The organism is Kribbella sp. (genome assembly GCF_035655035.1).
In the GTDB taxonomy this organism is placed as follows: domain Bacteria; phylum Actinomycetota; class Actinomycetes; order Propionibacteriales; family Kribbellaceae; genus Kribbella.
On the sequence record NZ_DASRVN010000490.1, the window covers coordinates 1 to 25,074 of the forward strand.

At 69.4% G+C, this 25,074-nt stretch carries 24 protein-coding genes, 1 tRNA gene and 1 pseudogene; 13 read left to right on the forward strand and 13 right to left on the reverse strand.

All coding sequences use genetic code 11. From position 1 onward, the window contains the following. Positions 1 to 300: pseudogene (locus VFF46_RS26780) on the forward strand (glycoside hydrolase family 43); the annotation flags it as partial. A 57-nt stretch (positions 301 to 357) separates the two neighbouring features. Then, positions 358 to 1,260, forward strand: coding sequence for a hypothetical protein (locus VFF46_RS26785; RefSeq protein WP_325039987.1), 903 nt, complete (start codon positions 358 to 360; stop codon positions 1,258 to 1,260). Here the strand turns inward: VFF46_RS26785 and VFF46_RS26790 are convergent. Then, positions 1,247 to 2,623 carry a PLP-dependent aminotransferase family protein gene (locus VFF46_RS26790; protein ID WP_325039988.1) on the reverse strand — a complete coding sequence of 459 codons (1,377 nt, stop codon included), beginning with the start codon at positions 2,621 to 2,623 and terminating at the stop codon, positions 1,247 to 1,249. The genes VFF46_RS26785 and VFF46_RS26790 overlap by 14 nt on opposite strands. Positions 2,624 to 2,641: 18 nt before the next feature. Here VFF46_RS26790 and VFF46_RS26795 point away from each other — a divergent pair, with 18 nt between their 5' ends. From VFF46_RS26795 to VFF46_RS26805, 3 genes are all read left to right on the forward strand, one after another. Then, positions 2,642 to 3,586, forward strand: a complete 945-nt coding sequence (locus VFF46_RS26795) for an RNA polymerase sigma-70 factor (protein ID WP_325039989.1) — start codon at positions 2,642 to 2,644, stop codon at positions 3,584 to 3,586. An 82-nt stretch (positions 3,587 to 3,668) separates the two neighbouring features. Beyond that, positions 3,669 to 4,841 carry an NAD(P)/FAD-dependent oxidoreductase gene (locus VFF46_RS26800; protein WP_325039990.1) on the forward strand — a complete coding sequence of 391 codons (1,173 nt, stop codon included), beginning with the start codon at positions 3,669 to 3,671 and terminating at the stop codon, positions 4,839 to 4,841. Positions 4,842 to 4,894: 53 nt separating this feature from the next. Further along, on the forward strand, positions 4,895 to 5,569 hold the full coding sequence (locus VFF46_RS26805; protein WP_325039991.1) for a pyridoxamine 5'-phosphate oxidase family protein: 675 nt from the start codon (positions 4,895 to 4,897) through the stop codon (positions 5,567 to 5,569). Here VFF46_RS26805 and VFF46_RS26810 read toward each other — a convergent pair. From VFF46_RS26810 to VFF46_RS26825, 4 genes are all read right to left on the reverse strand, one after another. After that, positions 5,566 to 6,351, reverse strand: coding sequence for an ABC transporter permease (locus VFF46_RS26810; RefSeq protein ID WP_325039992.1), 786 nt, complete (start codon positions 6,349 to 6,351; stop codon positions 5,566 to 5,568). The two genes, VFF46_RS26805 and VFF46_RS26810, sit on opposite strands and share 4 nt — an antisense overlap. Continuing rightward, a complete protein-coding gene (locus VFF46_RS26815; protein ID WP_325039993.1) occupies positions 6,348 to 7,289 on the reverse strand; it encodes an ATP-binding cassette domain-containing protein in 942 nt (313 codons plus the stop codon). The genes VFF46_RS26810 and VFF46_RS26815 overlap by 4 nt, the downstream gene beginning before the upstream one ends. Before the next feature lie 132 nt (positions 7,290 to 7,421). Further along, positions 7,422 to 7,946: an EXLDI protein gene (locus VFF46_RS26820; RefSeq protein ID WP_325039994.1), complete on the reverse strand. Its 525-nt coding sequence runs from the start codon at positions 7,944 to 7,946 to the stop codon at positions 7,422 to 7,424. Positions 7,947 to 8,307: 361 nt separating this feature from the next. After that, positions 8,308 to 8,568 carry a cell division protein CrgA gene (locus tag VFF46_RS26825; protein WP_325039995.1) on the reverse strand — a complete coding sequence of 87 codons (261 nt, stop codon included), beginning with the start codon at positions 8,566 to 8,568 and terminating at the stop codon, positions 8,308 to 8,310. A gap of 98 nt (positions 8,569 to 8,666) precedes the next feature. On the opposite strand from VFF46_RS26825, the gene VFF46_RS26830 reads away from it, so the two are divergent. Both VFF46_RS26830 and VFF46_RS26835 read left to right on the forward strand, forming a co-directional pair. Then, complete coding sequence (locus VFF46_RS26830; RefSeq protein WP_325039996.1) at positions 8,667 to 9,437, forward strand: DUF881 domain-containing protein; 771 nt, start codon at positions 8,667 to 8,669, stop codon at positions 9,435 to 9,437. A gap of 28 nt (positions 9,438 to 9,465) precedes the next feature. Next, positions 9,466 to 10,083, forward strand: a complete 618-nt coding sequence (locus VFF46_RS26835; RefSeq protein ID WP_325039997.1) for an aminodeoxychorismate/anthranilate synthase component II — start codon at positions 9,466 to 9,468, stop codon at positions 10,081 to 10,083. Positions 10,084 to 10,145: 62 nt separating this feature from the next. On the opposite strand, the gene pknB is transcribed toward VFF46_RS26835, so the two are convergent. From pknB to VFF46_RS26865, 6 genes are all read right to left on the reverse strand, one after another. Beyond that, on the reverse strand, positions 10,146 to 11,987 hold the full coding sequence (pknB, locus tag VFF46_RS26840) for a Stk1 family PASTA domain-containing Ser/Thr kinase (protein WP_325039998.1): 1,842 nt from the start codon (positions 11,985 to 11,987) through the stop codon (positions 10,146 to 10,148). Between the two features lie 115 nt (positions 11,988 to 12,102). After that, positions 12,103 to 13,557, reverse strand: a complete 1,455-nt coding sequence (locus VFF46_RS26845; RefSeq protein ID WP_325039999.1) for a peptidoglycan D,D-transpeptidase FtsI family protein — start codon at positions 13,555 to 13,557, stop codon at positions 12,103 to 12,105. Then, positions 13,554 to 14,951, reverse strand: coding sequence for an FtsW/RodA/SpoVE family cell cycle protein (locus VFF46_RS26850; protein ID WP_325040000.1), 1,398 nt, complete (start codon positions 14,949 to 14,951; stop codon positions 13,554 to 13,556). The genes VFF46_RS26845 and VFF46_RS26850 overlap by 4 nt, the downstream gene beginning before the upstream one ends. Continuing rightward, complete coding sequence (locus VFF46_RS26855; RefSeq protein ID WP_325040001.1) at positions 14,948 to 16,366, reverse strand: PP2C family protein-serine/threonine phosphatase; 1,419 nt, start codon at positions 16,364 to 16,366, stop codon at positions 14,948 to 14,950. Before VFF46_RS26855 ends, VFF46_RS26850 begins: the two co-directional genes overlap by 4 nt. Positions 16,367 to 16,376: 10 nt before the next feature. Then, the gene (locus tag VFF46_RS26860) at positions 16,377 to 16,859 is read right to left on the reverse strand and encodes an FHA domain-containing protein FhaB/FipA (protein WP_325040002.1); all 483 of its coding nucleotides are present in this window, start codon (positions 16,857 to 16,859) and stop codon (positions 16,377 to 16,379) included. Between the two features lie 10 nt (positions 16,860 to 16,869). Further along, the gene (locus tag VFF46_RS26865) at positions 16,870 to 17,721 is read right to left on the reverse strand and encodes a DUF3662 and FHA domain-containing protein (RefSeq protein WP_325040003.1); all 852 of its coding nucleotides are present in this window, start codon (positions 17,719 to 17,721) and stop codon (positions 16,870 to 16,872) included. Positions 17,722 to 17,892: 171 nt separating this feature from the next. On the opposite strand from VFF46_RS26865, the gene VFF46_RS26870 reads away from it, so the two are divergent. From VFF46_RS26870 to VFF46_RS26890, 5 genes are all read left to right on the forward strand, one after another. After that, a tRNA-Leu gene (locus tag VFF46_RS26870) sits at positions 17,893 to 17,976 on the forward strand. Positions 17,977 to 18,135: 159 nt separating this feature from the next. Further along, positions 18,136 to 18,891, forward strand: coding sequence for an ABC transporter ATP-binding protein (locus VFF46_RS26875; protein ID WP_325040004.1), 756 nt, complete (start codon positions 18,136 to 18,138; stop codon positions 18,889 to 18,891). Further along, positions 18,876 to 20,711 carry a hypothetical protein gene (locus VFF46_RS26880; protein ID WP_325040005.1) on the forward strand — a complete coding sequence of 612 codons (1,836 nt, stop codon included), beginning with the start codon at positions 18,876 to 18,878 and terminating at the stop codon, positions 20,709 to 20,711. Before VFF46_RS26875 ends, VFF46_RS26880 begins: the two co-directional genes overlap by 16 nt. Positions 20,712 to 20,760: 49 nt before the next feature. Beyond that, the gene (locus tag VFF46_RS26885; protein WP_325040006.1) at positions 20,761 to 21,045 is read left to right on the forward strand and encodes a type II toxin-antitoxin system prevent-host-death family antitoxin; all 285 of its coding nucleotides are present in this window, start codon (positions 20,761 to 20,763) and stop codon (positions 21,043 to 21,045) included. Further along, positions 21,042 to 21,302, forward strand: coding sequence for a Txe/YoeB family addiction module toxin (locus tag VFF46_RS26890; protein ID WP_325040007.1), 261 nt, complete (start codon positions 21,042 to 21,044; stop codon positions 21,300 to 21,302). The genes VFF46_RS26885 and VFF46_RS26890 overlap by 4 nt, the downstream gene beginning before the upstream one ends. Before the next feature lie 10 nt (positions 21,303 to 21,312). Here VFF46_RS26890 and VFF46_RS26895 read toward each other — a convergent pair whose 3' ends face one another. Next, positions 21,313 to 21,495, reverse strand: a complete 183-nt coding sequence (locus VFF46_RS26895) for a hypothetical protein (RefSeq protein ID WP_325040008.1) — start codon at positions 21,493 to 21,495, stop codon at positions 21,313 to 21,315. A 161-nt stretch (positions 21,496 to 21,656) separates the two neighbouring features. Between VFF46_RS26895 and VFF46_RS26900 the strand changes: the two genes are divergently transcribed. Beyond that, complete coding sequence (locus VFF46_RS26900; RefSeq protein WP_325040009.1) at positions 21,657 to 22,631, forward strand: helix-turn-helix domain-containing protein; 975 nt, start codon at positions 21,657 to 21,659, stop codon at positions 22,629 to 22,631. A 46-nt stretch (positions 22,632 to 22,677) separates the two neighbouring features. On the opposite strand, the gene VFF46_RS26905 is transcribed toward VFF46_RS26900, so the two are convergent. Beyond that, positions 22,678 to 25,074, reverse strand: a 2,397-nt coding sequence (locus tag VFF46_RS26905; protein WP_325040010.1) for a S8 family serine peptidase, incomplete at its 5' end; no start/stop codon positions are given.

The following is a 25,074-nucleotide window of genomic DNA, read 5'->3' on the forward strand; positions in this document are numbered from 1 at the left end:
CACCTGTTCTACTCCGGCAACGCCTACGACAAGGCGGCGTACGCCGTCGGGCATGCACTGTGCGAGTCGCCGATCGGCCCGTGCGTGAAGTCCGGCGACCCGATCCTGGCCAGCTCCCCCGATGCCGCCGGCCCGGGACACAACATGGTGCTCGGCGACTGGTTCGTCTACCACGCCTGGGACCCCGACCAGGTCGGCACGGACCCGAAGGGCCGCACGATGTGGCTGTCCCGGCTGACCTGGGACGGCGACACCCCGGTGGTCCAGCTGCCGCTGGCGGACAATCCCCTGCAGCCGTAACCTTTCCGGACCGGTCCGCATCAAGTTCTCTGGAAGCATCAACCAGGGGAGGACATCGTGAAGCGACGGAGCTTTGTCGGCCTGGCGATGGGTGCGGTCGCACTCGCCACCACGGTCACCGCGGGCGCCCAGGCGGCCCCGAACACCACGTCCGCGGCGACCGCCGCGTGTCAACTCGGCCTCGGGTCGATCACGAACGCCGGCGCCCAGACCAGCGCCACCGTGACCGCCGGCAAACCCCCGACCATCGGCAAGCCCACTGTCGTCACCGGCGTCTACCCGTTCGGGCCGGTCCGGGCGGCGTCCACCTTCCAGTCGGAGCCGAACGTGGCCGGTTTCGACCTGTCCGGGTACGTCGTACTCGCCGATGCGCTGTACCTCCGCTACTACAACCGCAATGCCGGCATCGACCAGACGACCCGCATCGGTGGCGGCTGGACGAACTTCACGAACATCGAGTACGTGCGCTACGAGCAGGGCAAGACGACACACACCATGTTCTACGGCCTGCGGAACGACGGGACCCTGTTCCGGTGGAACGCGGGCGGCAAGTCGTTCGTCGCGGCCGGGTCGGCGCCCGGCTTCGCGGCAGTCAAGTCGATGACGCTGATCAGCAAGACCGCGACGTACGACACCTTCCTCGCGAACACCCGGGGTGGGGCGCTCTACACGATCCGGATCCCGATCAGCTCGCCGATGAAGCCGATCGTGAAGGCGGTCCGGACCGGCACCTGGCAGGGCTTCGAGACCCTGGTCGCCGGGCCGTGCGGTCAGTACGGGACCGTTGTACTCGGCATCGACAAGGACTCGAAGAGCGGCTATCTGTACGCCGTTGGTCACGCCAACGGAACCGCGACCGTGATCAACTCGCTCGGCAAGGTCTCGGGCGGCACCTTCGCGGACCCGATCTACCACCGTGTCGGCCCGGTCGACTACCTCGACCGGATCAACGGCGACTGAGGACGCGGGTCAGGATCGTCAGCGCACGATGGAGGTCGGACGTCGATGGTGTCGCGTACCCGATCACCAGGCCTGGTGGCCCGGGGACGCTGCGGCGGTATTCGGAGAGTGCCGCGACCACGACGCCGGCCTCCCGCGCGGCGGCCGCGATCCTGCGGTCGTCGGTGCCGCCGGTGTCGTTGGACAGCAGCAGCGTGATGTGCAGGCCGGCGTCCTGGCCGATCACCTGCCCGTACGGCGCCAGCACCTCGCACGTGTGGGTACGGCGTTCGGCGTACAGCCGGCGACCGCGGCGGACCGTGCGGTCCAGGTAGCCGTCGCGGAGCATCGCGAGCAGTGCGGCCTGCATCGGCCAGGCGGGCCAGTCGCCGGAGTTCGCGCGGAACATGGCCAGCCGGTCGACCATCGCCTCGGACGCCACCAGCCAGCCGAGGCGGAGCGCCGGGCTGAGCGTCTTCGACAGCGTGCCGAGGTGCACGACCCGCTCCAGGTCGAGCTGGGCCAGCGCGGGCAGCGGCGCGACGTCGTACCGGAACTCGCTGTCGTAGTCGTCCTCGATCAGCAGGCTGCCGGTACGCCGCGCCCAGCGCACCAGTTCGTTGCGTCGGGCAACGGGTAGCCGGCCGCCGAGCGGGTACTGGTGGGACGGCGTCACGTACACCGCGTCCACATCGTCGGTCAGTGCCGCCACCTGGAGGCCGTCCTCGTCGACCGGTACATCGACGATCTCGAGCCGGTGGTCGCGCGCGGCGACGACCGCGTTCAGGTAGCCGGGGTCTTCGATCGCGATCCGGTCACCGGGCTCCCGGGTCACCGTCAGCAGGAGCCGCAGCCCGTGCACGGTCCCGTTCGTGACCAGCACGTTCTCCGGCCCGCAGGCGATGCCGCGGACCCGTGCGACATGCTCCGCGAGCGCCGCACGGAGCGCGGGGAGGCCGGGCGCATCGTCGTACCCCCTGGGTGGTGACTGCGTGGAGACCTCACGCCACGCGCGCCGCCAGCCGGGGTCGGGGGTCGGCGCGATGTACGGGATCCCCGGGCGCAGGGTCAGCAGTTCCGCGTCGGCGTCGGGTCGGTGTGTCGTACGGCGTCGTACGGCAGGCTGCAGCGGTACGACGTCCGTGACGAAGGTGCCGGCGCCCGTACGGCCCTCGATCCAGCCTTCCGCGTGCAGCTGGTCGTACGCCGCCTGCGTCACGGACCGCGAAACCGACAGCTCCCGCGCGAGGTCCCGCGTCGACGGCAGCCGGTGCCCGGCCTGCAGCCGCCCGTCCAGCACGGCCGCGCGGAACTGCTCGGCGAGCTGCAGGTGCAACGGCACCCCGGAATCCCGATCGATCGTCAACGGCAGCGAACTCTGCACGCCTACTAGGATTCCAGCATGGCCATGACCGCTGAGGACGTGTCCCGGTTCGAGCGGTCCAGGCACCGGCTCGAGGCGATCGCGTACCGGCTGCTCGGATCGGCGTCCGAGGCGGAGGACGCCGTTCAGGAGACGTTCCTGCGCTGGCAGGCCGCGGACCTCGGGCGGATCGAAGTACCGGAGGCCTGGCTGACGAAGGTGCTGACCAACCTCTGCCTCAACCAGCTGACCTCGGCCCGCGCGCGCCGCGAGACGTACGTCGGCCAGTGGCTGCCCGAGCCGCTGCTGGACGGCGACCCGATGCTCGGCCCGGCGGACACGGTCGAGCAGCGCGAGTCGGTGTCGTACGCCGTACTCACGCTGATGGAGCGCCTGTCGCCGAACGAGCGCGCGGTCTACGTACTGCGGGAGGCGTTCGACTACTCGCACCGGGAGATCGCCGAGATGCTCGAGCTGACCGAATCCGCGAGCCAGCAGCTGTTCCGCCGGGCGAAGCAGCACCTCGCGGACGGACGTACCCGGACCGAGGTCGACGAGGCGACGGCCCGGCGGATCGTCGACGAGTTCATCCTCGCGGCGACCAGCGGGCAGACCGAGTCGATCGTCCGGCTGCTCACCGCCGACGCGGTCTCGATCGGCGACGGCGGCGGCAAGGTCCCGGCCCGGACGACCGCGATCTTGGGCGCGCTCGCGGTGGCGCGTTTCCTCCGCGGCCTGTTCAAGCCGACCGCGGCGAAGCGCGTCTACCTCGGTGGTCCGGCGGACGTCTACGCCTGGCCGGTCAACGGCGAACCGTCGCTCGTGGTGCTGGTGGACGGCGAGGTCGTCGGGGTGATGTGCCTCGAGGTCGGCGCCGACGGCATCACCGCCGTCCGTTCCCAGGCGAACCCGGACAAGCTGGTCCGCGCGACCGAGCTGTTCGCGGTCGCCGAGCACGGAGAGCCGCTGCTGACCATCCTGTGAGCTGCTTCACAGCGCGTTCCTGTCATGAATCGGCGGGCTGCCCGGTTCAAGGGTCGACATCGCAGCAGACAGGAGCACGGATATGAAGCACCGCATCGTCGTCCTCGGCGCCGGGTACTCCGGAGCCATCGCCGCCGGCCGCCTCGCCGCGCGGCTGTACCGCGACGAGGTCACCGTCACGCTGGTCAACGCCGAACCCGACTTCGTCGAGCGGGTCCGGATGCACGAGGTCGCCACCGGCCGCGACCTGAAGCACCGCTCGTACGCCGAGATGTTCGCCGGCACCGGCGTCGTACTGAAGCTCGCGAAGGTCACCGCGGTGGACGTCGAGCGCAAGACGGTCGCGCTGGAGGCGGAGGAGCTCGAGTACGACACGCTCGTGTACGCGCTCGGCAGCGGGTGGAACTCGCAAGGCGTGCCGGGCGCGGCCGAGCATGCGTACCAGATCGCCAGCCGCCCCGGAGCGCTCCGGCTGCGCGAACGGCTGGCGTCGTTGCCGGCCGGGCAACCGGTGACCGTCGTGGGTGGCGGCCTCACCGGTGTGGAGTTCGTGACCGAGCTCGCCGAGTCGCGGCCGGACCTCGACGTCGCGCTGGTCGTCCGCGGAGGACTCGGCGACTGGCTGTCGGACAAGGGCCGACGGCATCTCCGGAAGGTCGTCGACCGGCTCGGCATCACCGTGCACGAGAACGCCCACGTCACCGCCGTCGGTGCCGACCATGTCGCGGTCGGCGGCACGCGGATCCCGACCGCGGTCACCGTGTGGACAGCCGGATTCGCCGTGCACCCGATCGTGCAGGCGACCAGCCTGGAGGTCTCGGACACCGGGCGGATCGTGGTGGACCGCACGATGCGATCCGTCTCGCACCCGGACGTCTACGCGATCGGCGACGCGGCGTACGCGCTGGGATCGAAGGACAAGCCGCTGCGGATGTCGTGCGCCTCGGGCCAGCCGATGGCGTGGCAGGCCGCCGACTCGATCGCGGCCCGGTTGACCGGCGGCCGGTTGCCGCACGCACCGCTGGCGTACTTCAACCAGTGCATCTCGCTCGGCCGCCAGGACGGGCTGATCCAGTACGTGACCAGCGACGACCGGGCCGTCAACGCGGCGCTCACCGGACGGGTGGCCGCGGTCTACAAGGAGTCGATCTGCAAGGGCGCCGCCTGGAGTGTCTCGAACCCGACGCTCGGCCTGCCGGTCCGGCGCCGGCACCTCGTCAGCGCTGCCGTGCCGCTGCGCGAATGGACTAGCTGATTCGTTCCGGAATGGCCCGTGCCGCCAGGCCACTGCACGTCCACCCTGGAGGTATGACCACACTGCAGCCGACTGCCCGGACCTCCCTCCGTCGCTCCAAGGAACGCGCCGCGACGGATCGCCAGGCGCTGGACGACGTCCTCCTCGACGGCATGTTCTGCCACCTGGGCGTCGTGGTCGACGGCGATCCGCTCGTCCTGCCGACGGCGTACGGCGTGGACCTGGAGCGCGGGGTGGACGGGACGCTGTACCTGCACGGCTCGGTCGCCGCGCGCAGCATGGTCGCCGCCCCGCAACAGACCGTCTGCGTCACGATCACGCACGCGGACGGGCTGGTGCTGGCGCGGTCCGCGTTCCACCACTCGGTGAACTACCGGTCCGCGGTCGTCTTCGGCGTACCGCGGCTGGTCACCGATCCGGACGAGAAGCTGCACGGCCTGAACCGGATCGTCGACCACCTGGTCCCGGGCCGGTCCACCGCGGTCCGCCCGCCGAACCGCAAGGAGCTGGCGAAGACGTCGGTACTGGCGTTGTCGCTCACCGAGGCCTCGGTGAAGAACCGGTCCGGCAGCGCCAACGACGACGAGGAGGACCTCGACCTGCCGTACTGGACAGGCGTGATCCCCCTCCACACCGTCGCCGGCGAACCGGAGAACAACCCCGACTGCGACCTGCTGGTGCCTGCCCACGTCCGCACCCGCGCGAACCTGCTCGGCGCACCCTCCTAGGCCACGGTCCCCTTGTTGTAGTTCTTCTGGGCCCAGAAGTAGCCGACGATCGCGATCGCCACGCACCATCCGCCGGCCATCCAGGCGCTACCACTCGCCATCGGAGTCCCCAGCAGCAGGTGCCGCAGGGTGTCGATGATCGGCGTGAACGGCTGGTACCGGGCGAACCAGCGGATGGCGCCCGGCATCGCGTCCAGCGGGATGAACGTGTTGCTCAGGAACGGCAGCAACAGGCTGATCGGCAGTACGACGTTGCTCGCGCCCTCCGGCGTCTTGCTGGTCAGCCCCAGCGCGATCGCGAACCAGGTCAGCCCGATGGTCAACCCGATCAGCAGCAGGGCCGCCAGCAGCCAGCCGCCTACGGACGCGTTCGGGCGGAAGCCGATCAGGATCGCGAACCCGACCACCAGCGTCAGGCTGACGATCGTCACCAGCACGTTGCCGAGCACATGCCCGGTGAGCACCGCCGGACGGAAGATCGCCATCGTCCGGAACCGGGCGACGATCCCCTCGGTCATGTCCATGCAGACCGCGACCGCGGGCGACATCGTGCCGGACGCGATCGACATCAGCAGGATCCCCGGCGTGAGGAAGTTGATGTACTCCGCCCGCCCGCCACCGCCGCCGAGGCCGTTCGCGAACGTGTGGCCGAAGACCAGACCGAACAGCAGGATCATGATCACCGGCATCCCGAGGGCGCCGAGCGACAGGCCTGGGTACCGCTGGGCGTGCCGCAGCGTGCGGCGCAGCATCGTTCCGGTGTCCTGGAGTGCGTAGCTCATGATGCGGTCACTTTCTCGGTGGGCTGGCCGGTGACGGCGAAGAAGACGTCGTCCAGGTCAGGGGTGTGGACAGTCAGTTCGCCGACCTCGAGCGAGGCGTCGTCGATCCGGGCCAGCAGGTCGCGGAGCGCATGCACGCTGCCGTCGTTCGGCACCTGCAGCACCAGGGCCTCGTGGTTCGGTACGGCGGTCGGCAGCACCTGGCCCGCGAGCGCGAACTCCTCGGGCGAGGTGAACCGCAGCCGGATATGCCCGCCGGGGGCGAGCCGCTTCAGCTCTTCCGCCGTACCTTGGGCGACGAGCCGGCCGTGGTCGAGGACCGCGATCCGGTCGGCCAGCTGATCGGCCTCCTCGAGGTACTGCGTGGTGAGCAGCACCGTGACGCCGCCGGCGACCAGATCGCGGATCATCGTCCACATGCCGTGCCGGCTGCGCGGATCGAGACCGGTCGTCGGCTCGTCCAGGAAGATGATCCGCGGCCGGCCGACCAGCGTCATCGCCAGGTCGAGCCGGCGCTTCATGCCGCCGGAGTACGTCATCGCGAGCTTCTTGCCGGCCTCGGCCAGGTCGAACTGTTCGAGCAGTTCGTCCGCCCGCTGCCGGGCCTCCTGCTTACCGAGGTGATACAGGTCGGCCATCAGGATCAGGTTCTCGCGGCCGGTCATCAGGCCGTCGATCGCGGAGAACTGGCCGGTGACGCCGATCGCGGCCCGGACTGCCTCCGGGTCCTGCGTCAGGTCGTGACCGGCCACCCGGATCTCGCCGGCGTCGGCCGCGGCCAGCGTGGACAGGATCCGGACGGCGGTGGTCTTGCCGGCGCCGTTCGGGCCGAGCAGGGAAAAGATGGTGCCTTCGGCAACGTTCAGGTCGATGCCGTCGAGCACGAGTTTGTCGCCGTAGGACTTACGCAGTCCGCGGACGTCGATCGCTGGTGACATGAGAGGTCCTTGGGTGTTTTCGGGCAGGGGAAACCTGACCCGGGTGGCTTGACGGGTCGTGCGTGGGAGGATTCGGGCGTGCTTGATCGCCCGGGCGCGCAGGTGCGGGCGTCCGGTGGTCTTGAGGTTCAGTTAGATGTCGAGGTCCTCGACCGCCGGTTGGTCGGCTGCCTCCTCGACGAGTGCGTAGAGGTCCTCCGGGATCAGCGCGCGGAGCTCGTCGACCGTGTCGACGACGTACAGGGTGGCCTCGCCCTGCGCCATGCTCCAGGACTGGTCGGAGCTCCAGTTGCCGACCCAGGAGCGCCAGCCGGTCAGGTACCGCTCGTCGTCGGCGCCTTGCTTGAACTGGTTGCGGCGGTCGGCGTGCAGGACGAACTTGCCGGTCCGGGTGCGATACACCTGGAAGGCCTCGTAGCCGGTGCTGCTGGAGCGGCCGCCCTCGGCAAGCAGTACGCCGGAGAACCGCTGCTTGCGGCCGGTGCCCCGGCCCACCCGCACGGTGATCTCGTCGTACCCCTCGAGCCGGCCTTCCTCCATCTCGACGTACTTGCGCAGCGCGATCGAGATCGCGGATGACAGGTTGCCGGCGATCTCCTGCGCACGCTTGTACAGCGGCAGGTCGTCGTCGGACACATAGATCGTCTTGTTGGGCATCGCTCTCCTCCTACGTAGAACTATACGCAGATCTCTCCGCATATGTCTACGTAGATCTGTACGTAGATGTGGAAGCCGTGGACGCCCAAGGTGAACGATGTGGAAACTGCATGGCCCCAAACCTGAGTTATCCACAGATTTGCCCCACTTTCGACCACTTTCAGTGGAGAAGTAACTCCGAACCTGGGGATAACTCCCCGAAATCGGTGTGCACACCTGGGGACACGGGTGTGGATAACTCGGCGTTCTTCCAGGGCGGCGACCCGGCGATCGCGGCAGGCCTGTGCAGCCTCGGGTGGTGCTGCGGTGAACCTCAGCCGGGACTGCCCGGGGCCTGGCTGAGGTCAGTGAGTGGGAGGGGTCAGACCCACTGGGTGGAGACGACGAAGCCGACTGCGATCAGGCCCATGCCGATCAGCAGGTTCCAGTTGCCGAGGTCCTTCATCACCGGGATGTCCTGGCCGGCGACGTAGAAGACGACCAGCCAGGCGAGACCGAGCAACCAGCACGCCAGCATCAGCGGCGCCACCCAGACGCGTGACTGGGTACGTGGCTTCTTCGGCGTCTTCTCCGCCTTGACCTTCTCGGTCTTCTTCTTGTTGCGACTGCTCGACTCGGGCACGTCTGAACTCCTTGTAAGGACGCATAAGCTGACCGCAGCAGAACCTCGTCGGTCCGGTCCGGGTTAGCGTAGTGCAGAGAGCAATGTGGAGATCACGGGTGCGTAGGTTGAGGCGGATTTCACTCTGGCGTGCGGCCGCGCCAGTGGCGCTGCTGTGCGCCGGTCTGCTGTTCGCGACCAGTGCCACCAACGCCCGCGGCACCGACCTGCGACCCAGCCGTAACACTACGCTCGCGGGCCTCGTGGAGGAACAGAGCCGGCGGAGCGCCACCCTGGTCAAGCAGCACGCGGCCCTGACCCACGACATCGAGACGTTGCAGGCGCAGCAGGGTTCGATCGACCCGAAGCTCGCCAAGCAGTTCGAGGACCTGTCCGAGCAGGTCGGCACCCGGCCGGTCACCGGCCCCGGTCTGACCGTGACGCTCCGGGACGCGCCACCCGAGGTGGTGAAGGACAACCCGAACGTCGACGAGAACTGGCTGGTCATCCACCAGCAGGACATCCAGGCCGTGGTGAACGCGCTCTGGGCCGGCGGCGCCGAGGCGATGACGATCCAGAACCAGCGGGTCATCTCGACCACCGGCGTGAAGTGCGTCGGCAACTCGGTCGTCCTGCACGGCGTCCCGTACCTCCCGCCGTACACGATCTCCGCGATCGGCGACCGGCGGAAGCTGCAGAAGGCGCTCGACAACTCGCAGTACATCCAGAACCTGCAGGACTACGTGGTGAAGTTCCAGCTCGGGTACGACGTGCAGGGCAACTCCTCGCTGCAGATGCCGGCGTACGAAGGCTCCCTGGACCTGCAGACCGCGACCGTGCCGGGCTTCCCGCACACTCCGTCGGCCAGCCCTTCCGTGACCGGGCGGTAGCTGGCGCGGAGCTGTCACAATGGATCGCATGCCGCGGATCCTTGTCGTCGACAACTACGACTCCTTCGTCTACAACCTGGTGCAGTACCTGCAGCAACTGCGGGCCGACACCACGGTGCTGCGCAACGACGAGGTGACCCCCGAGCAGGCCGCCGAGTTCGACGGGGTGCTGCTGTCCCCCGGTCCCGGTACGCCGGAGGAGGCCGGCGCCTGCGTCGACATCGTCCGGCAGAAGGGCGGCGAGGTCCCGATCTTCGGCGTCTGCCTCGGGCTGCAGGCGATCGGCGTCGCGTACGGCGGGGTCGTCGGGCGCGCGGACGAGCTGCTGCACGGGAAGACCAGCCAGGTGTTCCACCAGGGCGCCGGCGTGCTGGCCGGGCTGCCGTCGCCGTTCACCGCGACCCGGTACCACTCGCTGGCGATCGCCGAGGGCAGCGTGCCGGACGTGCTGGAGGTGACCGCGCGGACCGAGGCCGGCGTGATCATGGCGGCCCGGCACCGCGAGCTGGCGGTCGAGGGCGTGCAGTTTCACCCCGAGTCGGTGCTCACCGAGGGCGGCCACCGGATGCTGGCCAACTGGCTGACGGTCTGCGGCGACCCGGACGCGGTCGCCAACTCCGCCGGCCTCGCGCCAGTGGTCAGCTGACCCAGGAAACACAGAACCCCTCGAGGCGAGTGCCTCGAGGGGTTCAGTGCGTTCGGGACTGCTCAGCCGCCCGGAAGCGTGATGACCGGGGTGCTGGGCCCGCCGCTCGGGTTGTCGGTCGGCGTCGGCGAGGACGGCGGCGGAGTCGGCTGCAGCTTGTTGGTCGTCAGAATGACCAGCGTGCCCTTCGGTGCCTTGGTGTTGGCCGGGACCGACTGCTTCAGCACGGCGCCCTCGGCCGCGTTCGGATCGTTCCCGAACGTCTGCCCGACCCGGAAGCCGGCCTGCTCCAGCGTCTGCTTCGCGTCGGCGAACGTCTGCGTGACCACATCCGGCACGTTCGCCTGCACGACGCCGCTGGACACCGTCAGGGTGAACTCGGTGCCCGCCGGGTACGTGCCGCCCGGGTCCGGGCTGACCGCGAGCACGATGCCCTTCTTCTGGTCGCTGTCCTGTTGGATCGACTGGGCCTTGACGGTGAACTGGCCGGCACCGGCCTCGATCTGCGTGCGGGCCTTGGACTCCGACATCCCGATCACGTTCGGCACCGTGTAGGTGTTCTTCCCGCCGGACACCACCACGGCGACGACCGAGCCTGGGTCCGCCTCGGTGCTGGCCGCGGGCGTCTGGCGGATGATCAAGCCCCTGCCGACCGCGTCGCTCTTCTCCGTGGTCGCATTGACCTTCAGGCCCTTGGCCGTCAGCAGTTGGGTCGCCGCGGCCAGGGACTTGCCTTGCAGATCAGGGACCTGGACCTTCGCGGGCGGCGTGTTCGACGTCGTCGGGCCGCCGGCGTTGGTGTTGTTGTACTTCGAGTACAGCGCGTAGGCGCCGATCGCGATCGCCACGATCGCGAGCCCGAGCAGGAAGTACGCCAGGCCGCGGTTCCGCCGGGAGCGGCCCTCGTCGCCCTCCTCCAGGTCGTCAACGCCCGGCGGCAGCAGGTCGTTGCCACTGGTCTGCCGCAGTTGCTGGGTGGCGGCCGTCGGCGCGAGCGTGGTCGGCTGCATCTGCCGGGTCTCGGCGACCGCGGCCAGCGGCGCGGTCACCTGCTGACCGGCCAGCACCCGGTGGATGTCGGCGCGCATCTCGGACGCGCTCTGGTACCGCTCCTCGCGGTTCTTCGCCAGCGCCTTGAGGACGACGGCGTCGACCTCCGGCGGGATGTCGGGGTCGAACGAGGACGGCGGCAGCGGCTGCTCCCGGACATGCTGGTACGCCACCGAGACCGGGGACTCGCCGACGAACGGCGGCCGGCCGGTGAGCAGTTCGTACAGCAGGCAGCCGGTCGAGTACAGGTCGGAGCGGGCGTCCACGGTCTCGCCGCGGGCCTGCTCCGGGGACAGGTACTGCGCGGTGCCGATCACGGCCGCGGTCTGGGTCATCGTGGAGGACGTGTCGGCGACCGCGCGGGCGATCCCGAAGTCCATCACCTTGACCTGGCCCTGCGGGGTCAGCATCACGTTCCCGGGCTTGATGTCGCGGTGCACGATGCCGGCCCGGTGGCTGTAGTCGAGCGCCTCGAGCACACCCGAGGTGATCTCCAGCGCCCGCTCCGGCATGATCTTGCGGCCCTCGCGGATCAGGTCCCGCAGCGTCTTGCCGGTGACCAGCTCCATCACGATGTACGGGATCGTGACGCCGGAGCCGTTCGGGTCCGGCTCCTCGCCGGTGTCGTAGACCGAGACGATCGTCGGGTGGTTCAGCGACGCGGCTGACTGGGCCTCCCGGCGGAATCGCGCCTGGAAGGTGGCGTCACTGGCCAGGTCGACCCGCAGCCGTTTGATCGCGACGCTCCGGCCGAGCCGGTTGTCCACGCCCCTGCGGACCTCGGCCATACCGCCGCGGCCGAGCGGCTCGCCCTCTTCGTACCGGCCGCCGACGAGACGTGCCTGCGATGTCATGACCCAGCCTTCCAACCTGTCCGGAACAACAAACTCAACTTGCCCACGGTAGCGATCGCCACACCTGGGACCCCGTTGGAAAGACGCACTGTCATCGCATCATTCCGTATCGTGCTCATTGGCCCAGCACCGCCTCCATCACCTTTTTGGCGATCGGAGCGGCCAGGGTCCCGCCGGCCACGTCGGTGCGCGGGACGTTCGCGTCCTCGATCAGCACCGCCACCGCGACCTTCGGGTCGTTCGCGGGCGCGAACGCGGTGAACCAGGCGAACGGCGGGCGATCCTTCGACGTCTGCGCCGTACCGGTCTTGCCGGCCACCTGGACCCCGCTGATCCGGCCCGGCTTGCCGGTGCCGTTGTTGACCACGTCGACCATCATCGCGGTCAGCTGGCTCGCAACCTGCGGAGTGACGGCCTGGTGCAGCGACTCCGGCTTGGTCTCGGAGACCGTCTTCAGGTCCGGGGTCTTCACGTTCTGGACCAGGTACGGCTTCATCAGCTGGCCCTTGTTCGCGATCCCGGCCGCCACCATCGCCATCTGCAGCGGGCTGGCCTGGACGTCGAACTGGCCGATCGCGGACTGCGCGGTCTGCGGCTCGTTCGGGTCGCCGGGGAACTGGCTGGTGGCCACGCCGGCCAGCTCGGTCAGCGGGCGGGCGCCGAAACCGAACTTCGCCGCCTGCGCGTTCAGCGCGTCCGCGCCGAGGGCCATGCCGACGGAGCCGAACGCCGTGTTGCACGAGTAGCGCAGCGCGACCGTCAGCGTCGCGTTGTCGCTGCCGCCACAGTTCTTGTTGTCCTCGTTCACCAGTGGGACGGTCGTCTGCGGGAGCGGCAGCTGGGCCGGCGAGGTCACCTTGCTGTCCGGCGTGTACTTGCCGCTGGACAGCGCGGCCGCGGCGGTGACCAGCTTGAACGTCGAACCCGGCGGATACAGCTCCTGGACCGCTCGGTTCGACATCGGCCGGTTCTTGTCCGCGTTCAGGCTCTTCCAGGCCGCCGCGACCTTGGTGGTGTCGTGCGAGGCCAGCAGGTTCGGGTCGTACGACGGGCGGGTCGCCATCGCCAGGATCTTCCCGGTCGACGGTTCGATCGCCACCACCGCGCCGATCTTCCCGGCGAGGCCGTCGTACGCCGCCTGCTGGGCCGCCGCGTTCAGCGTGAGCGTCACGCTGCCGCCCTGCTGCGGGCGGTTGCTGATCACGTCGATGATCCGCCGGAACGCCATCGACGGGTCCGAGCCGTTCAGCTCGGAGTTCATCGTCAGCTCGATGCCGCCGCGGCCGAACAGGTACGAGTAGTAGCCGGTCACCGGTGCGTACACCGGGCCGGACGGGTACTTGCGCTGGTACTTGAACCGGTCGTTCGACGGGTCGCTCTTGGCGATCGGCGTGGTGCCGATCAGGATCGGCCCGCGGTTCACCGAGAACTGCGAGTCCCGGACCCGGTTGTTGTCGTTGCGTGCGTTGATCGCGCTCGCCCGGAACGCCTGCAGGTACGTCGAGTTCGCCATCAGCGCGAGCATCAGGATGATCGCCGCGACGGCCAGTCGTCGGATCGCCGAATTCACTGCTTCTGCACCGCCATCGCGATCGTTTCGTCGGACACTGGAGCGGCCGGGGTCTGCGGCCGCCGGGCCTGGTCGCTGATCCGCAGCAGCAAACCGATGATCGCCCAGTTCGCCACCAGCGACGTACCGCCGAGGGCCATGAACGGAGTGGTCAGACCGGTCAGCGGAATCAGCGCGGTGACGCCGCCGACGATCACGAACACCTGCAGCGCGAACGACATCGCCAGACCGGTCGCGACCAGCTTGCCGAAGACGTCGCGGCAGCCGAGCGCGGTCCGCAGGCCGCGCTCGATGATCAGCGTGTAGACCAGCAGGATCGCGATCAGGCCGGTGAGGCCGAGCTCCTCGGCGAGCGACGAGACGATCATGTCGCTCTGCGCGAACAGCGTGGCCTCCGGGTGGCCCTGGCCGAGGCCGCGACCCAGGACGCCGCCCCACGCCTGACCCATCAGGCCGAGCTTGATCTGGCCGCCGTCGATCGCCCACGGGTCCAGCCAGTCGGTGATCCGGCGGTGCACGTGGCCGAACGTCATGTACGCGAAGTACGCACCGGCGGCGAACAGCAGACCGCCGATGATGAGCCAGCCGGCCCGCTCGGTGGAGACGTAGAGCAGGAACAGGAACAGGCCGAAGAACAGCAGCGACGACCCCAGATCGCTCTCGAACACCAGCACGCCGAGGCTGGCCACCCAGGCGATCCCGATCGGCCCGAGGTCGCGGGCCCGCGGCAGGTCCAGCCCAAGGAATCGGTGCCCGGCCAGCGTCAGCACGTCGCGCTTCACGACCAGGTAGCCGGCGAAGAAGATGACCAGGCAGATCTTCGCGAACTCACCGGGCTGGAACGACATCCCGGCCAGCCGGATCCAGATCCGGGCACCGTTCAGGTTTACGCCCAGGCCCGGGACCAGCGGCAGCACCAGCAGCACCAGACCGGCGAGACCGGCCGTATAGGTCAGCGCCTGCAGTCGGCGGTGGTCACGGATCACCAGGATCACGACCAGGAACAGCACCACGCCGACCGCGGTCCAGGTGATCTGCTGCGGCGCGGCCGGCCCCTTCGGGACTTTGCCCCTCGCCTGCGCGAGGATCGCCAGCCCGAGGTCGATCCGGTGAATCATCGCGACGCCGATGCCGTTCAGCAGTACGGCACAGGGCAGCAGCACCGGGTCGGCGTACGGCGCCCGGTACCGGAGCGCGAGGTGTGCGATCAGCGCGAGCAGCCCGATGCCGGCGGCGTAGTACCCGGTGCTGGCCGGGACCGAGTTTTGGACCGTGAGGCCGATGTTCACGTACGCCGCGACCGCGACCGCGACGGCGATCACGAGCAGCAGCAGCTCTACCCCGCGGCGGGTGCGCGGGATGATCTGGATGACCGAGGTCGACGCGATACTCATCGGACACCGTCGCAGTCTTCGGTGTCGACCGGCGTACTCGGCGTCGTCGTCGGCTTCGGCGTGGTCGCCACCGTGACCGGCGGCTTCGGGGTCGTCAGCTTCGTGGTGGGCTTCACCGGCACGGTCGGCTTCGGCTTCACGGTCGGCTTGGGAGTCGGCTTCGGCGTCGGGGTCGGCTTGATCTTCGCGGCGCACTGGGCAGCGGTCTGCTGCAGCTGGGCGACGATCGACCGGGCCCCGGCCAGGTTGTCTGCCTGGATGTTGCCCTCCACTTGCTGGCGGCTGTACGTCGGAAGCTTGTCGACCTGCAGCGACTGCCGCTCGTACACCTTCGACAGCGACACCCCCGGCAGGTCCGCCTCGACGCCCTTGAAGATCGCCACGTAGTCGCCGTCGGTGCCGACGTAGTACTGCTTCTGGGTCCACCCGTACGCGAACCAGGCGCCGCCGATCAGCACCGCCAGGACGACGACCAGTACGGCGATCCGCCGCGGCCACAGGAACCGCTTCGGCGGGCGCGGCGCGTACCGCAGCTCCTCCGGGTCGACCGCGGCGCCGTGGCCTCCGGCTCCGCCTGTGCCGCCGTCAGCGGCGGCGACGCCGACCGCGACCGTCGGCTCGGCGCGGCCGGTGCTGCCCTGGGCGAGCTCGGCGGCGGCGCCGACCAGTTGCGGCTGCGTCCCGCTCGCGGGCTCGGTCTCGACGACGTCGGCCACCACACAGGTGACGTTGTCGTTCGACCCGGCCTCGAGCGCGTGCGTGATCAGCTCGACGACGACGGAGTCCGGCGTACCGGACGACATCGAGGCGGCGATCACCTCGTCGCTGACGTAGTCGGGCAGGCCGTCGCTGCACAGCATCAGCCGGTCGCCGGCCTGGACGTCGAGGATCTGCAGGTCCGGATCGGAGTCCGGGCGGCCGTCCAGCACCCGGAGGATCAGGTTCCGGTGCGGGTGCGTGAAGGCCTCCTCCTGGGAGATCCGGCCCTCGTCGACCAGCGACTGCACGAACGTGTGGTCGTGGCTCAGCTGGTACAGCTGCCCGTCGCGCAGCCGGTACGCCCGGGAGTCGCCGAGGTGCGCCAGCCCGAGCTGCGCGCCGTCGAACATCAGCGCGGTCACCGTCGACCCCATGCCCTCGCGCTCGGGATCCTCCTCGACCAGCTCGGAGAGCCGCTCGTTCGCCCGGTGCACGGCGCCGGCCAGCGCCTCGATCATGTCCTCGCCGCCGATCTCGGCGGTGTCCAGCCGGCGGATCACCTGGACCGCCGCGGCACTGGCCACCTCACCCGCGGCCGCGCCACCCATCCCGTCGGCGAGCAGCAGCAGGTGCGGACCGGCGTACGCCGAGTCCTCGTTGTTGCGGCGCACCCGTCCGACGTCGGAAAGGGTGGCGTAGTCGAGCGACAGGGTCATCGGGGCAGGCCTACTTCGCGATGTTCAGCGTCGTCCGGCCGATCCGGATCGAACCGCCGATCTCGGCCGGGACCGGGCGGGTGACCCGCTGGCCGTCCAGGTACGTGCCGTTGGTGGAGCCGAGATCCTCGACCCACCACTGGCCCTCGGACAGGAACAGCCGGGCGTGCCGGGTGGAGGAGTAGTCGTCGTCCAGCCGGATCTGGCAGTCCGAACCACGGCCGATGATCACCGGCTCGTCGACTAGCGAGGCGCCGACCCCGGCCTGCGGGCCGTCCGCGATGCTCAGCGAGCCGGGCAGGCCCTTGCGCTTCTTGGCCGGCTTCGCGGGCTTCGGCGTCCGGGTGGTCTGCGGCGTGGTGGCGGCCGCCGCCCGGCTGTCCACCTTCGCACCGAACAGGTCTGACCTGATCACGGACAGCACCGCGAGGACGAACATCCACAACAGGGCCAGGAACCCCAGTTTGATCAGGGTCAGGGTCAGTTCCGACATGGAAGGTCAGTCACCACCCGCTGCTCGGCGGCTGGGCCATCGGCTCGTCCGCGAGACGCAGCGTCATGGTCGTGTTGCCGATCCGGACCGTGGAGCCGTCGGTCAGCTCGGCCTCGGTGGACCGGCGGCCGTTCACCAGCGTGCCGTTGGTGGAGCCGAGGTCGACCAGCACCACGCGGATACCGCCGGGGCCTTCCGGCATCAGCCGGATCTCGGCGTGCCGCCGGGAGACGCCCGGGTCGTTGATCTGGATGTCCGCGTCGGTGCCGCGGCCGAGCACCACGCCGGGCGGGTTGACCGGGCGGCGGCGCCCGTTCACCTCGAGCATCACCTGCGGGTGGCCGCGGCGCGGCTGCTGCTGCGGTGCCTGCGGTGGGTACTGCGGCTGCTGGTACTGCGGGGCAACCGGCGGCGGGTTCGGCGGCACGTAGGGCTCCTGCTGGTAGGGCTGGGGCTCGGGCTGCTGGTACGGGTCCGGCCGCCGCTGGGGCGTCCCGGCCGTCTCGCTGACCACCCGGAACTTACCGGTCGGCAGATCATCCTGCTGGACCAGCTCGATGTCGATGGGTCCGGAGAACGTGTACCGCTGGATGTCCGCGTGGTCCCGCAGCTCGTTGGCGAGCTCGTGGTTCAGGGTCCGGCCGTAGGCGTTCAGCCGCTCGAAGTCGTCCGGGCCGAGCTCGATCGTGAAGTGGTTCGGCACCAGCCGGCGGTCCCGGGACAGGATCCGCGCGGTGTTGTCGATCTCACGCTTGAGAGCCGCGGCCAGCTCGATCGGCTCCACATCACCCTTGAAAGCGCGCGCGAAGACACCGCTGACAATGCCTTCCAGGCGTCGCTCGAAGCGCTGTAGCGGTCGCACGCCTCCTCCTCCACCGTCGGTACGCCATATGTCGTCCACCGGTCGTGGCGGACACACCGGGTACGACGATCGATCGTATCGGGAGGTTCGACCGAACCCGCAATGTGAAGCTCCGGCAGAACCCGTGCTACTGTTCCTTCTCGTCGCCAGGAGATCATCTCAGGCGGCTGCGCGCGGGTGGCGGAATAGGCAGACGCGCACGGTTCAGGTCCGTGTGCCCGAAAGGGCGTGGGGGTTCAACTCCCCCCTCGCGCACAGACAAAGTCCCGGTCGAGAACTCGGCCGGGACTTTTGCGTTACCGGAGGCACATTTCGTCCTTTCGGAGGATTTTCCGGGCCGTCCTGATGGCTGACTCCGTGGGTCAGCCGATGGACTGACGCGGAGCGTGGGATCCCGGTGACAGAGTTCCGGGCATGGAGCAAGCGCTGGAGCTCGACGGGCTGACCAAGGTGTTCGGGGAGCAGCGGGCGGTCGACGAGCTGAGTCTGAGCGTGCCGGCCGGGTCGTTCTTCGGGATGCTCGGGCCGAACGGTGCCGGAAAGACGACGTCGCTGTCGATGGCCGTCGGGCTGCTGCGGCCGGACGGCGGTACGGCGCGGATCTTCGGCGTGGACGTGTGGCGGGATCCGGCCCGGGCGAAGGCGCTGGTCGGGGTGCTGCCGGACGGGCTGGGGATGCCGGAGCGGCTGACCGGGCGGGAGGTGCTCACGTACCTCGGTCTGCTCCGCGGCCTGCCCGAGGACGAGGTACGGCGGCGTGCGGACGAGCTGCTGGAGGTGCTCGAGCTCGACCACGAGGACGACAAGCAGGTGATCGGCTACTCGACCGGGATGCGGAAGAAGCTCGGCCTCGCGGTGGCGTTGCTGCACGCGCCGCGGCTGCTGGTGCTGGACGAGCCGTTCGAGGCGGTCGACCCGGTGTCGGCGGCGACCATCCGGACGATCCTGCACCGGTTCATCGCCGGCGGCGGGTCGGTGGTGATCTCGAGTCATGTGATGGCGCTGGTGGAGCAGCTGTGTGACCGGGTTGCGGTGGTCGCGGACGGCCGGGTAGTTGCCGCTGGCACAGTTTCGGAGGTCCGGGCGGGCGGCAGCCTGGAGGATGCGTTCGTGTCGCTGGTCGGCGCGTCGACGCGTGGTGCCGAGGGGCTGACGTGGCTCTCGCGCTGACCTACGGCACCTCGCACACGCTGGTCCGGATGCGGCTGGCCGCGTTCCGGCACGCGCTGCGCGATCAGTTCCGGCGATCGTGGATCGCCACCGGAGGGCTGGTCGGGCTGGCGCTCGCAGGCGGGACGATCTGGGTCGCGGCCGCCGGCCAGGACCACGTACTGGTGGTCGCACTCGGCGTCTGGATGCTCGGCTGGGTGATCGGGCCGCTGTTCGCCGGTGGTGGCGACGAGACGCTCAAGCCGGAGTACTTCACGATGCTGCCGCTGTCGCCGCGGACGCTCTCCACCGGGCTGCTGGTGGCTGCGCTCGCTGGTGTGGCACCGGTCATCAGCCTGATCGCACTGGTCAGTCTGGTGGTCGCGAGCAGTGGCGTGGTCGCGGGACTCGTTGCGGTGCCTGCGCTGCTGCTGCAGTTGCTCTGCTTCGTCCTGGCGTCGCGGCTCGCTGTCGCGGTGTACGGCGTACTGCTGCAGGCGCGGGCCGGTGCGGTAATCGCTGCGCTGGTCAACGCGTTCATCCTGGCGTTCGCGGCGCAGGGGTGGGCGTTGATCGCGGCGTTCGTGTCCACCGACATCCAGGGCACGCTGGCGCATGCTGCCCGGATCGCGCCGTCTGGTTGGGGTTTCGACGCAGTACAGGCAGCAGGGCGTGGTGACTGGCTCCAGGTCGTCGGGCTGCTGCTGGCGCTTGCAGTGCTCGCCGCAGTGATGCTCTTCGCGTGGTCCGCGCTGCTGGTGCGTCGTACTACTGCTGCTCGGGCAGGGGGTAAGCCGCGGCGGGTCTTGAGTGCGAAGACACCAGAGGGTGCCGCGGCGGCCAAGGAGATTCGCTCGTGGAGCCGGGACCTGCTCTACGGTCACAAGGCGGTGTTCTCGGTCGCGTACGGGCTGATCTTCTGCCTCATGCCGCTGGCGATCGGGATGCGGTCGATGCTGCCGTGGGCCGGTTCGGCGGCGGTCGTGATGGCGGGCTCGATGTGCGCCAACCTCTACGGCGCGGACGGTACGGCGTACTGGACGACGCTGATGACGCCCGGTTCCAGCCGGGCGGATGTCCGCGCGCGGCAGCGGGCGTTCCTGCTCGTGTTCGGGCCTGTGACGTTGCTGATCACGCTGCTGCTGACGTGGTGGTCAGGCGTGACCAGTGCGTGGCCGCTGGTGCTGAGCGTGCTGCCGGCGTTGCTCGGTGGTGCTGCGGGTCTGGTCGTGGCCTGCTCGGTGTACGCCGCCGTACCGACGACCGACGCGCACAAGCGGTCCGGTAACCCGCTCAACTCCGGTGAGAATGAGAGCGAGACGATGGGCATCGTCTACGTGATGCTCGTGCTGGTCGCGACGACCTGTGCACCAGCCCTGATCGTGGCGCTTTACCTTGGCTGGTGGGGCGTGCCGCTGGGCGTCCTGTCGGGAGTGCTCGCGTGGTGGTACTTCGGTCGCGTGGCAGCCCTCCGGTTGGACAAGCGGGGCCCGGAGCTCCTCACGCTGCTCAGGCACGGCCGGTCGCCCGCGGAGCAGGCCAAGAAGACCGCGGGGCTCGATGCGCTCCCGAAGTGGCGTCGTACGTTGGCCGGCTTCTGCCTCGGGTTCGGGGCGATCCCGTTGTTCCCGCAGGGCGTCGTACCGGCGATCATCAAGCTCACCGGCAGCCACAGCAGCAAGTCATGGTTCCTGGCCCTCTACCAGGACGGCCCATGGCAATGGGTCGTGATCGTGCTGATGGCCGCGCTGGGACTATCGATGTACGCCTACGGCGGCCTCACCTACCACCACGCGAAGAAGCGCGCCCCGGGTGTGCAGGTCGCGGCAGTCGCAGGGTAGGGGCGCACCGACGCCACGCATGTACGTTATTCTGTACAGCGTGAAGACGATGAGTTTTACCGAGACGCGGGCGAACCTGGCCGCCGCCCTCGACGCGGTCGAGAGCGATGCGGAGGAGTTGGTGATCACCCGCGCCGGGCACGAGCCGGTGGTCGTCGTCACGCTGGCCGAGTACGAGTCGCTGAAGGAAACCGACTACCTGATGCGGTCGCCGGCCAACGCCCGGCGGCTGCGCGAGGCGATCGAGCAGGACAAGTCGGGCGAAGGCTCTGTTCGCGAACTGGCTGACCCCGACGCCACTGCCGGCGAAGGGACGGCGGGTGGCGCCGCATGAAGGTCGTCTTCCTCGACCGTGGTTGGGAGGACTACCTGTGGTGGCAGGCCAACGACCGCAAGCTGCTCAAGCGGATCAACCAGTTGATCGAGGATGTCGACCGCAACGGCCATGAAGGGATCGGCAAGCCTGAGCCGCTGCGGCACGAGTTTGCCGGTTACTGGTCGAGGCGCATCAACTCGGAACACCGCCTCGTCTACCGGATCGCCGACGACGGGATCCACATCATCGCCTGCCGCTACCACTACGGTCCCTGAGGATCCAGCCTCACCTGCGCGAAGAAGCGCGCTCCGGGTGTGCGGGGCGCGGCAGTCGCAGGGTAGGGGAGCCGCGGTGTCTGGCGTTGCGGGCGGTGGTGGCGACGGTGCGGTGGTTGCGCAGCATCCAGATCGCGACGGCGGCCGCGGCGATCAGGCCGGCGATCCCGGCGTAGTCGGTCATGCTCATCATGAGTCTCTTCTCCAGGGCGGTTCGCTGGGCGGTGGCGAGTCCCGCTTGACTGGAAAGTGACGGGTGCTCAGCGATCTCGTGATGGCACGGTTGGGTCGTGGCTCTGTTGTGTCATTGGGAAAGCGCTCGCTTCCTGATGAGTAAGCCTGTTAGGTGGGTCCATGCAGGAAGGTTCGTTGCTCGACGCGCACGAGGAGCACACGTACCGGCTGCTGGTCGGGCTGTCCGCCGCGCGGGCCGCCGAACTGGCCGAGGTCGCCGAGCTGGCGCCGCAGGAGGCCGACGAGATACTGCAGCGGTTGCAGGCGAAGGGGCTGGTAACCGCCCAGGCGGCCGACGAACCGGTGTTCAGGCCGCTGCCACCGGATGTCGCCTTCGGTACGACGCTGCTCCGCCGGCAGGAGTCGCTCGAGGCCGCGCGCAAGACCGTGGCGTCGCTCAGCGAGGAGTTCCGGGCCAGCGCGAGCCGTCGCGACGCCCATCACCTGGTCGAGGTGATCATCGGCGCGACCACGCTCCGCGAACGGCTCCGCGACCTGCAGAACTCGGCGCGCGAGGAGATCCTCTGGTTCTGCCGCGCGAACCCGCTGGCGATGCAGGGCGCCGAGAACACCGAGGAGTACGGCGCACTGTCGCGCGGGGTGCGGTACCGGGCGATCTACGAGCGGGCGCTGATCGAGACGCCGGGCGAACTCGACTCGATCGCCGAGGGGGTCAGCTGGGGCGAGGAGGCGCGGGTGGTGCCGACGCTCCCGGTCCGGATCGCGATCGTCGACCGGTCCACCGCGATCTGCCCGCTGGTCCGCGACGACGAACAGAGCGTCGGCCAGCCGTCCGCGGCGATCATCAGCCGCGGCCAGCTCCTCGACGCCCTGCTCGCCCTCTTCGAAAGCTACTGGGAACTGGCGACCCCGGTCCGCCTGCAGCCCGGCCCGGCCGAACCCGAGGGCCTGGACGATTCCGAACGTCTCCTGCTCTCACTCCTCGTCGGCGGCGTACCCGACAAATCCATCGCCACCCAACTAGGCATCAGCCGCCGAACCGTCCAACGCCGCCTGGACCGCCTGATGTCCCTCGCCGGCGTCGACACCAGAACCGGCCTGGCCTTCCAGGCAGCCAAACGCAATTGGCTCTAACCACCCGTGCGCCGGGCGCCGTGTAGGCGGCGCCCGGCGCGTGCGGTCAGCGGACGCCGTAGGCGCGGATGACTGTTTGGGTGATCTTGTTTCCGTCAGCGCCCTTGGCTTCGACCTTGAGCGAGACGGTGTCGTGGGCGTTCGGGACTAGCGCCATGTAGTGGCCGGCGGCACCGACCACCAGGAGCTTCTGCCAGGTCTTGCCCTCGTCGAAGGACGACCACGCCTGGAAGGACGTGGCGCGAGGAGACTCGAAGCCGATCACGTGGGTGCGGGTGGCGACCCGGCCGGTCAGGTCGACCGGGACCTTGTAGTCGACCTGCTGGAGTGCGAGCGGCACCGCCTTGTCGTCCGGCTGCCTGGCCGAGCGGAACTCCCACGAGGTCTGCGTCTGCGTTCCCCAGTTCCACTCGCCGTCCTCGTCGATCCGTGCGGTCGACAGATCCAGCCTGTACGCCGCGTCGGCGCTCGTGGTGATCACGTCCGCCCACGCGTTCGGCAGCTCCGCGACCACCTTCCCGTCGCGGGACAGCGTCGCCGACGCGGACGTCGTCTCACCGCGCGTGTAGTGCCCGTCGGCGTCCACGAACGTCGGGATCCGGAGCGACAGCCGGTCACCGGTCCGAGTGGACGGCACGCCCGGCGCCGCCGCGGGCCGTACCACCGGGCCGAACCACGTCTCGTCCGACTTCCCGGACCGGTAGCTCTGCGGTACGGACGTCATCCCGCCGCCGAGCGGGTTCATCGTGTCCCAGGTGTACAGGTGGTGCACCCGGTGCTGCCAGAGCGAGTCGCCCGAGGTCACCCACTCCTCGCGGACCTTCGGCGTCTCGACGAACCGCTGCGCGTCGTTCCAGGAGTACTCCTGCCACGGCCGCCACCCGAACCGCTGCTCCTTGGCCCAGTTGAACCCGCCGTTGTCGGCGTACCGCGTGGTGATCCGGGCGCTGTTCGCCGGGGTCACCTTGTAGTCGATCTTCGCCGGGATCGCGCCGGTGGAGACCTGCTGTACGTCGTACAGGTACGGGCTGGAGGTGGTCAGGGTCAGGTCGATCGTCGCCGCACCGCGCCGGGCCCGGTCGAGCAGCTTCTGCCCGTCCTTGACGGTGGTCACCATCGCCGGGATCGGCAGCCGGTCACCGGTCGGGCGCCACACCGTCCACGCCGTCCAGTCGGCGGGGCGGATCAGCACGACCGCCGCCGCACCGGCGGCTGCAGCCGCGTCGATCTCCGTCCGCTCGCTGTCGGACGGCAGCACGACCAGCGCGCCCTTCGCGTCCTGCAAAGAGGCGGCCAACCGGAATCGCTTCTTCCCGTCGTACGCCGGTGACTGGCCGAGCAGGTTGATGTCGAGCGGCCCGGGGACGCCGGGAACCGACGCCTGCACCATGGGGGCGACGAGTTGCCAGCGGGAGGAGAACTCGAAGGTGCCGTCCTTGACCGGCTTGGTTGGGGTCACGTTGACCTTCTGGACGGTGCTGAAGTGCATGACGCCGTGCGAGATCGAGCGTCCGTTGCCGTACACGCGGTGCACGTAGTAGCTGAGCACCGCCTGCTGCTCGGACGGTTTCGGGGTCTCGATCGTGATCGGCACCGCCTTCCGGGCGTCGATGACGATGTCGGTGTCCTTGTCGATCACCACGTTCGGATCGGTGACCAGACTCGCCTGCTCGTCCTGCGGGTCGTTGTGCTCGACCAGCGCGTGCATCAGGTACGTGCCTTCTTCGACCTCGGCGGTGTACGTCTGCCCGTCACGCAACCAGGCGAGTACGTCGGACCGCGAGTTGTCGCCGTACAGCGAGAAGACCGGGACGCCGGTGGGCTTGCCGTCCATGTCGATCGCGCGGAACGTGACCTTGTGCTTCGGCCCGGACCGGAGCGCGCCGACCGCGGTGTGCGTGACGACGCCGTCCGGACCGGTGGCAACGACCCAGCCGCTGTACTGGCCGCGGCCGAGCTGCGCCGGGTCCAGCGCCAGCGGTACGTCGGCCGTGCCGTGCGCGGGCACCGTCACCGTGCCGGGCAGGGCGAAGCCGGCGGTGGTCGGCTTGCCGCTGTCCAGATTCGTGATCTGGGCAGCGAGGTTGAGCGTGACCGGGTTGTCGGCGTCGTTCCGGTACGTGATGGTCCGGGTGGTCGCGTCGGTCGTGCTCTGCAGACCGAAGTCCGCGACCCCGCTCGCGGTCACCTTCTGCGCGACCGCCCGAGTGAGGTCGACGCGGCCTGCGCCCTGCTGGTACACGGTCTGGTCCGGCTGCGTCTTCGCCGTACTGACCAGTGCGTTCTTGAGTTGGTCCGCCTTCCAGTCCGGGTGCTGCTGGGCGAGCAGCGCGGCGGCACCGGCGACGTGCGGCGTCGCCATCGACGTACCGGAGGCGGCCGTGTAGAGCTCGTCGACCGGGTCGCCCATCACGGTGCCGGCGGCGCGAGCGGCGATGATGCC

What these genes read in the sequence shown, in the direction of transcription:
- VFF46_RS26800 (WP_325039990.1), top strand. Translation starts at nt 3,669, where the DNA reads ATGAAGCACCGCATCGTCGTCCTCGGCGCCGGGTACTCCGGAGCCATC.
- VFF46_RS26795 (WP_325039989.1), top strand. Translation starts at nt 2,642, where the DNA reads ATGGCCATGACCGCTGAGGACGTGTCCCGGTTCGAGCGGTCCAGGCAC.
- VFF46_RS26860 (WP_325040002.1), bottom strand. Translation starts at nt 16,859, where the DNA reads ATGTCGGAACTGACCCTGACCCTGATCAAACTGGGGTTCCTGGCCCTG.
- VFF46_RS26885 (WP_325040006.1), top strand. Translation starts at nt 20,761, where the DNA reads ATGAGTTTTACCGAGACGCGGGCGAACCTGGCCGCCGCCCTCGACGCG.
- VFF46_RS26900 (WP_325040009.1), top strand. Translation starts at nt 21,657, where the DNA reads ATGCAGGAAGGTTCGTTGCTCGACGCGCACGAGGAGCACACGTACCGG.
- VFF46_RS26890 (WP_325040007.1), top strand. Translation starts at nt 21,042, where the DNA reads ATGAAGGTCGTCTTCCTCGACCGTGGTTGGGAGGACTACCTGTGGTGG.
- VFF46_RS26805 (WP_325039991.1), top strand. Translation starts at nt 4,895, where the DNA reads ATGACCACACTGCAGCCGACTGCCCGGACCTCCCTCCGTCGCTCCAAG.
- VFF46_RS26810 (WP_325039992.1), bottom strand. Translation starts at nt 6,351, where the DNA reads ATGAGCTACGCACTCCAGGACACCGGAACGATGCTGCGCCGCACGCTG.
- VFF46_RS26875 (WP_325040004.1), top strand. Translation starts at nt 18,136, where the DNA reads ATGGAGCAAGCGCTGGAGCTCGACGGGCTGACCAAGGTGTTCGGGGAG.
- VFF46_RS26850 (WP_325040000.1), bottom strand. Translation starts at nt 14,951, where the DNA reads ATGAGTATCGCGTCGACCTCGGTCATCCAGATCATCCCGCGCACCCGC.
- VFF46_RS26835 (WP_325039997.1), top strand. Translation starts at nt 9,466, where the DNA reads ATGCCGCGGATCCTTGTCGTCGACAACTACGACTCCTTCGTCTACAAC.
- VFF46_RS26820 (WP_325039994.1), bottom strand. Translation starts at nt 7,946, where the DNA reads ATGCCCAACAAGACGATCTATGTGTCCGACGACGACCTGCCGCTGTAC.
- pknB (WP_325039998.1), bottom strand. Translation starts at nt 11,987, where the DNA reads ATGACATCGCAGGCACGTCTCGTCGGCGGCCGGTACGAAGAGGGCGAG.
- VFF46_RS26815 (WP_325039993.1), bottom strand. Translation starts at nt 7,289, where the DNA reads ATGTCACCAGCGATCGACGTCCGCGGACTGCGTAAGTCCTACGGCGAC.
- VFF46_RS26895 (WP_325040008.1), bottom strand. Translation starts at nt 21,495, where the DNA reads ATGATGAGCATGACCGACTACGCCGGGATCGCCGGCCTGATCGCCGCG.
- VFF46_RS26855 (WP_325040001.1), bottom strand. Translation starts at nt 16,366, where the DNA reads ATGACCCTGTCGCTCGACTACGCCACCCTTTCCGACGTCGGACGGGTG.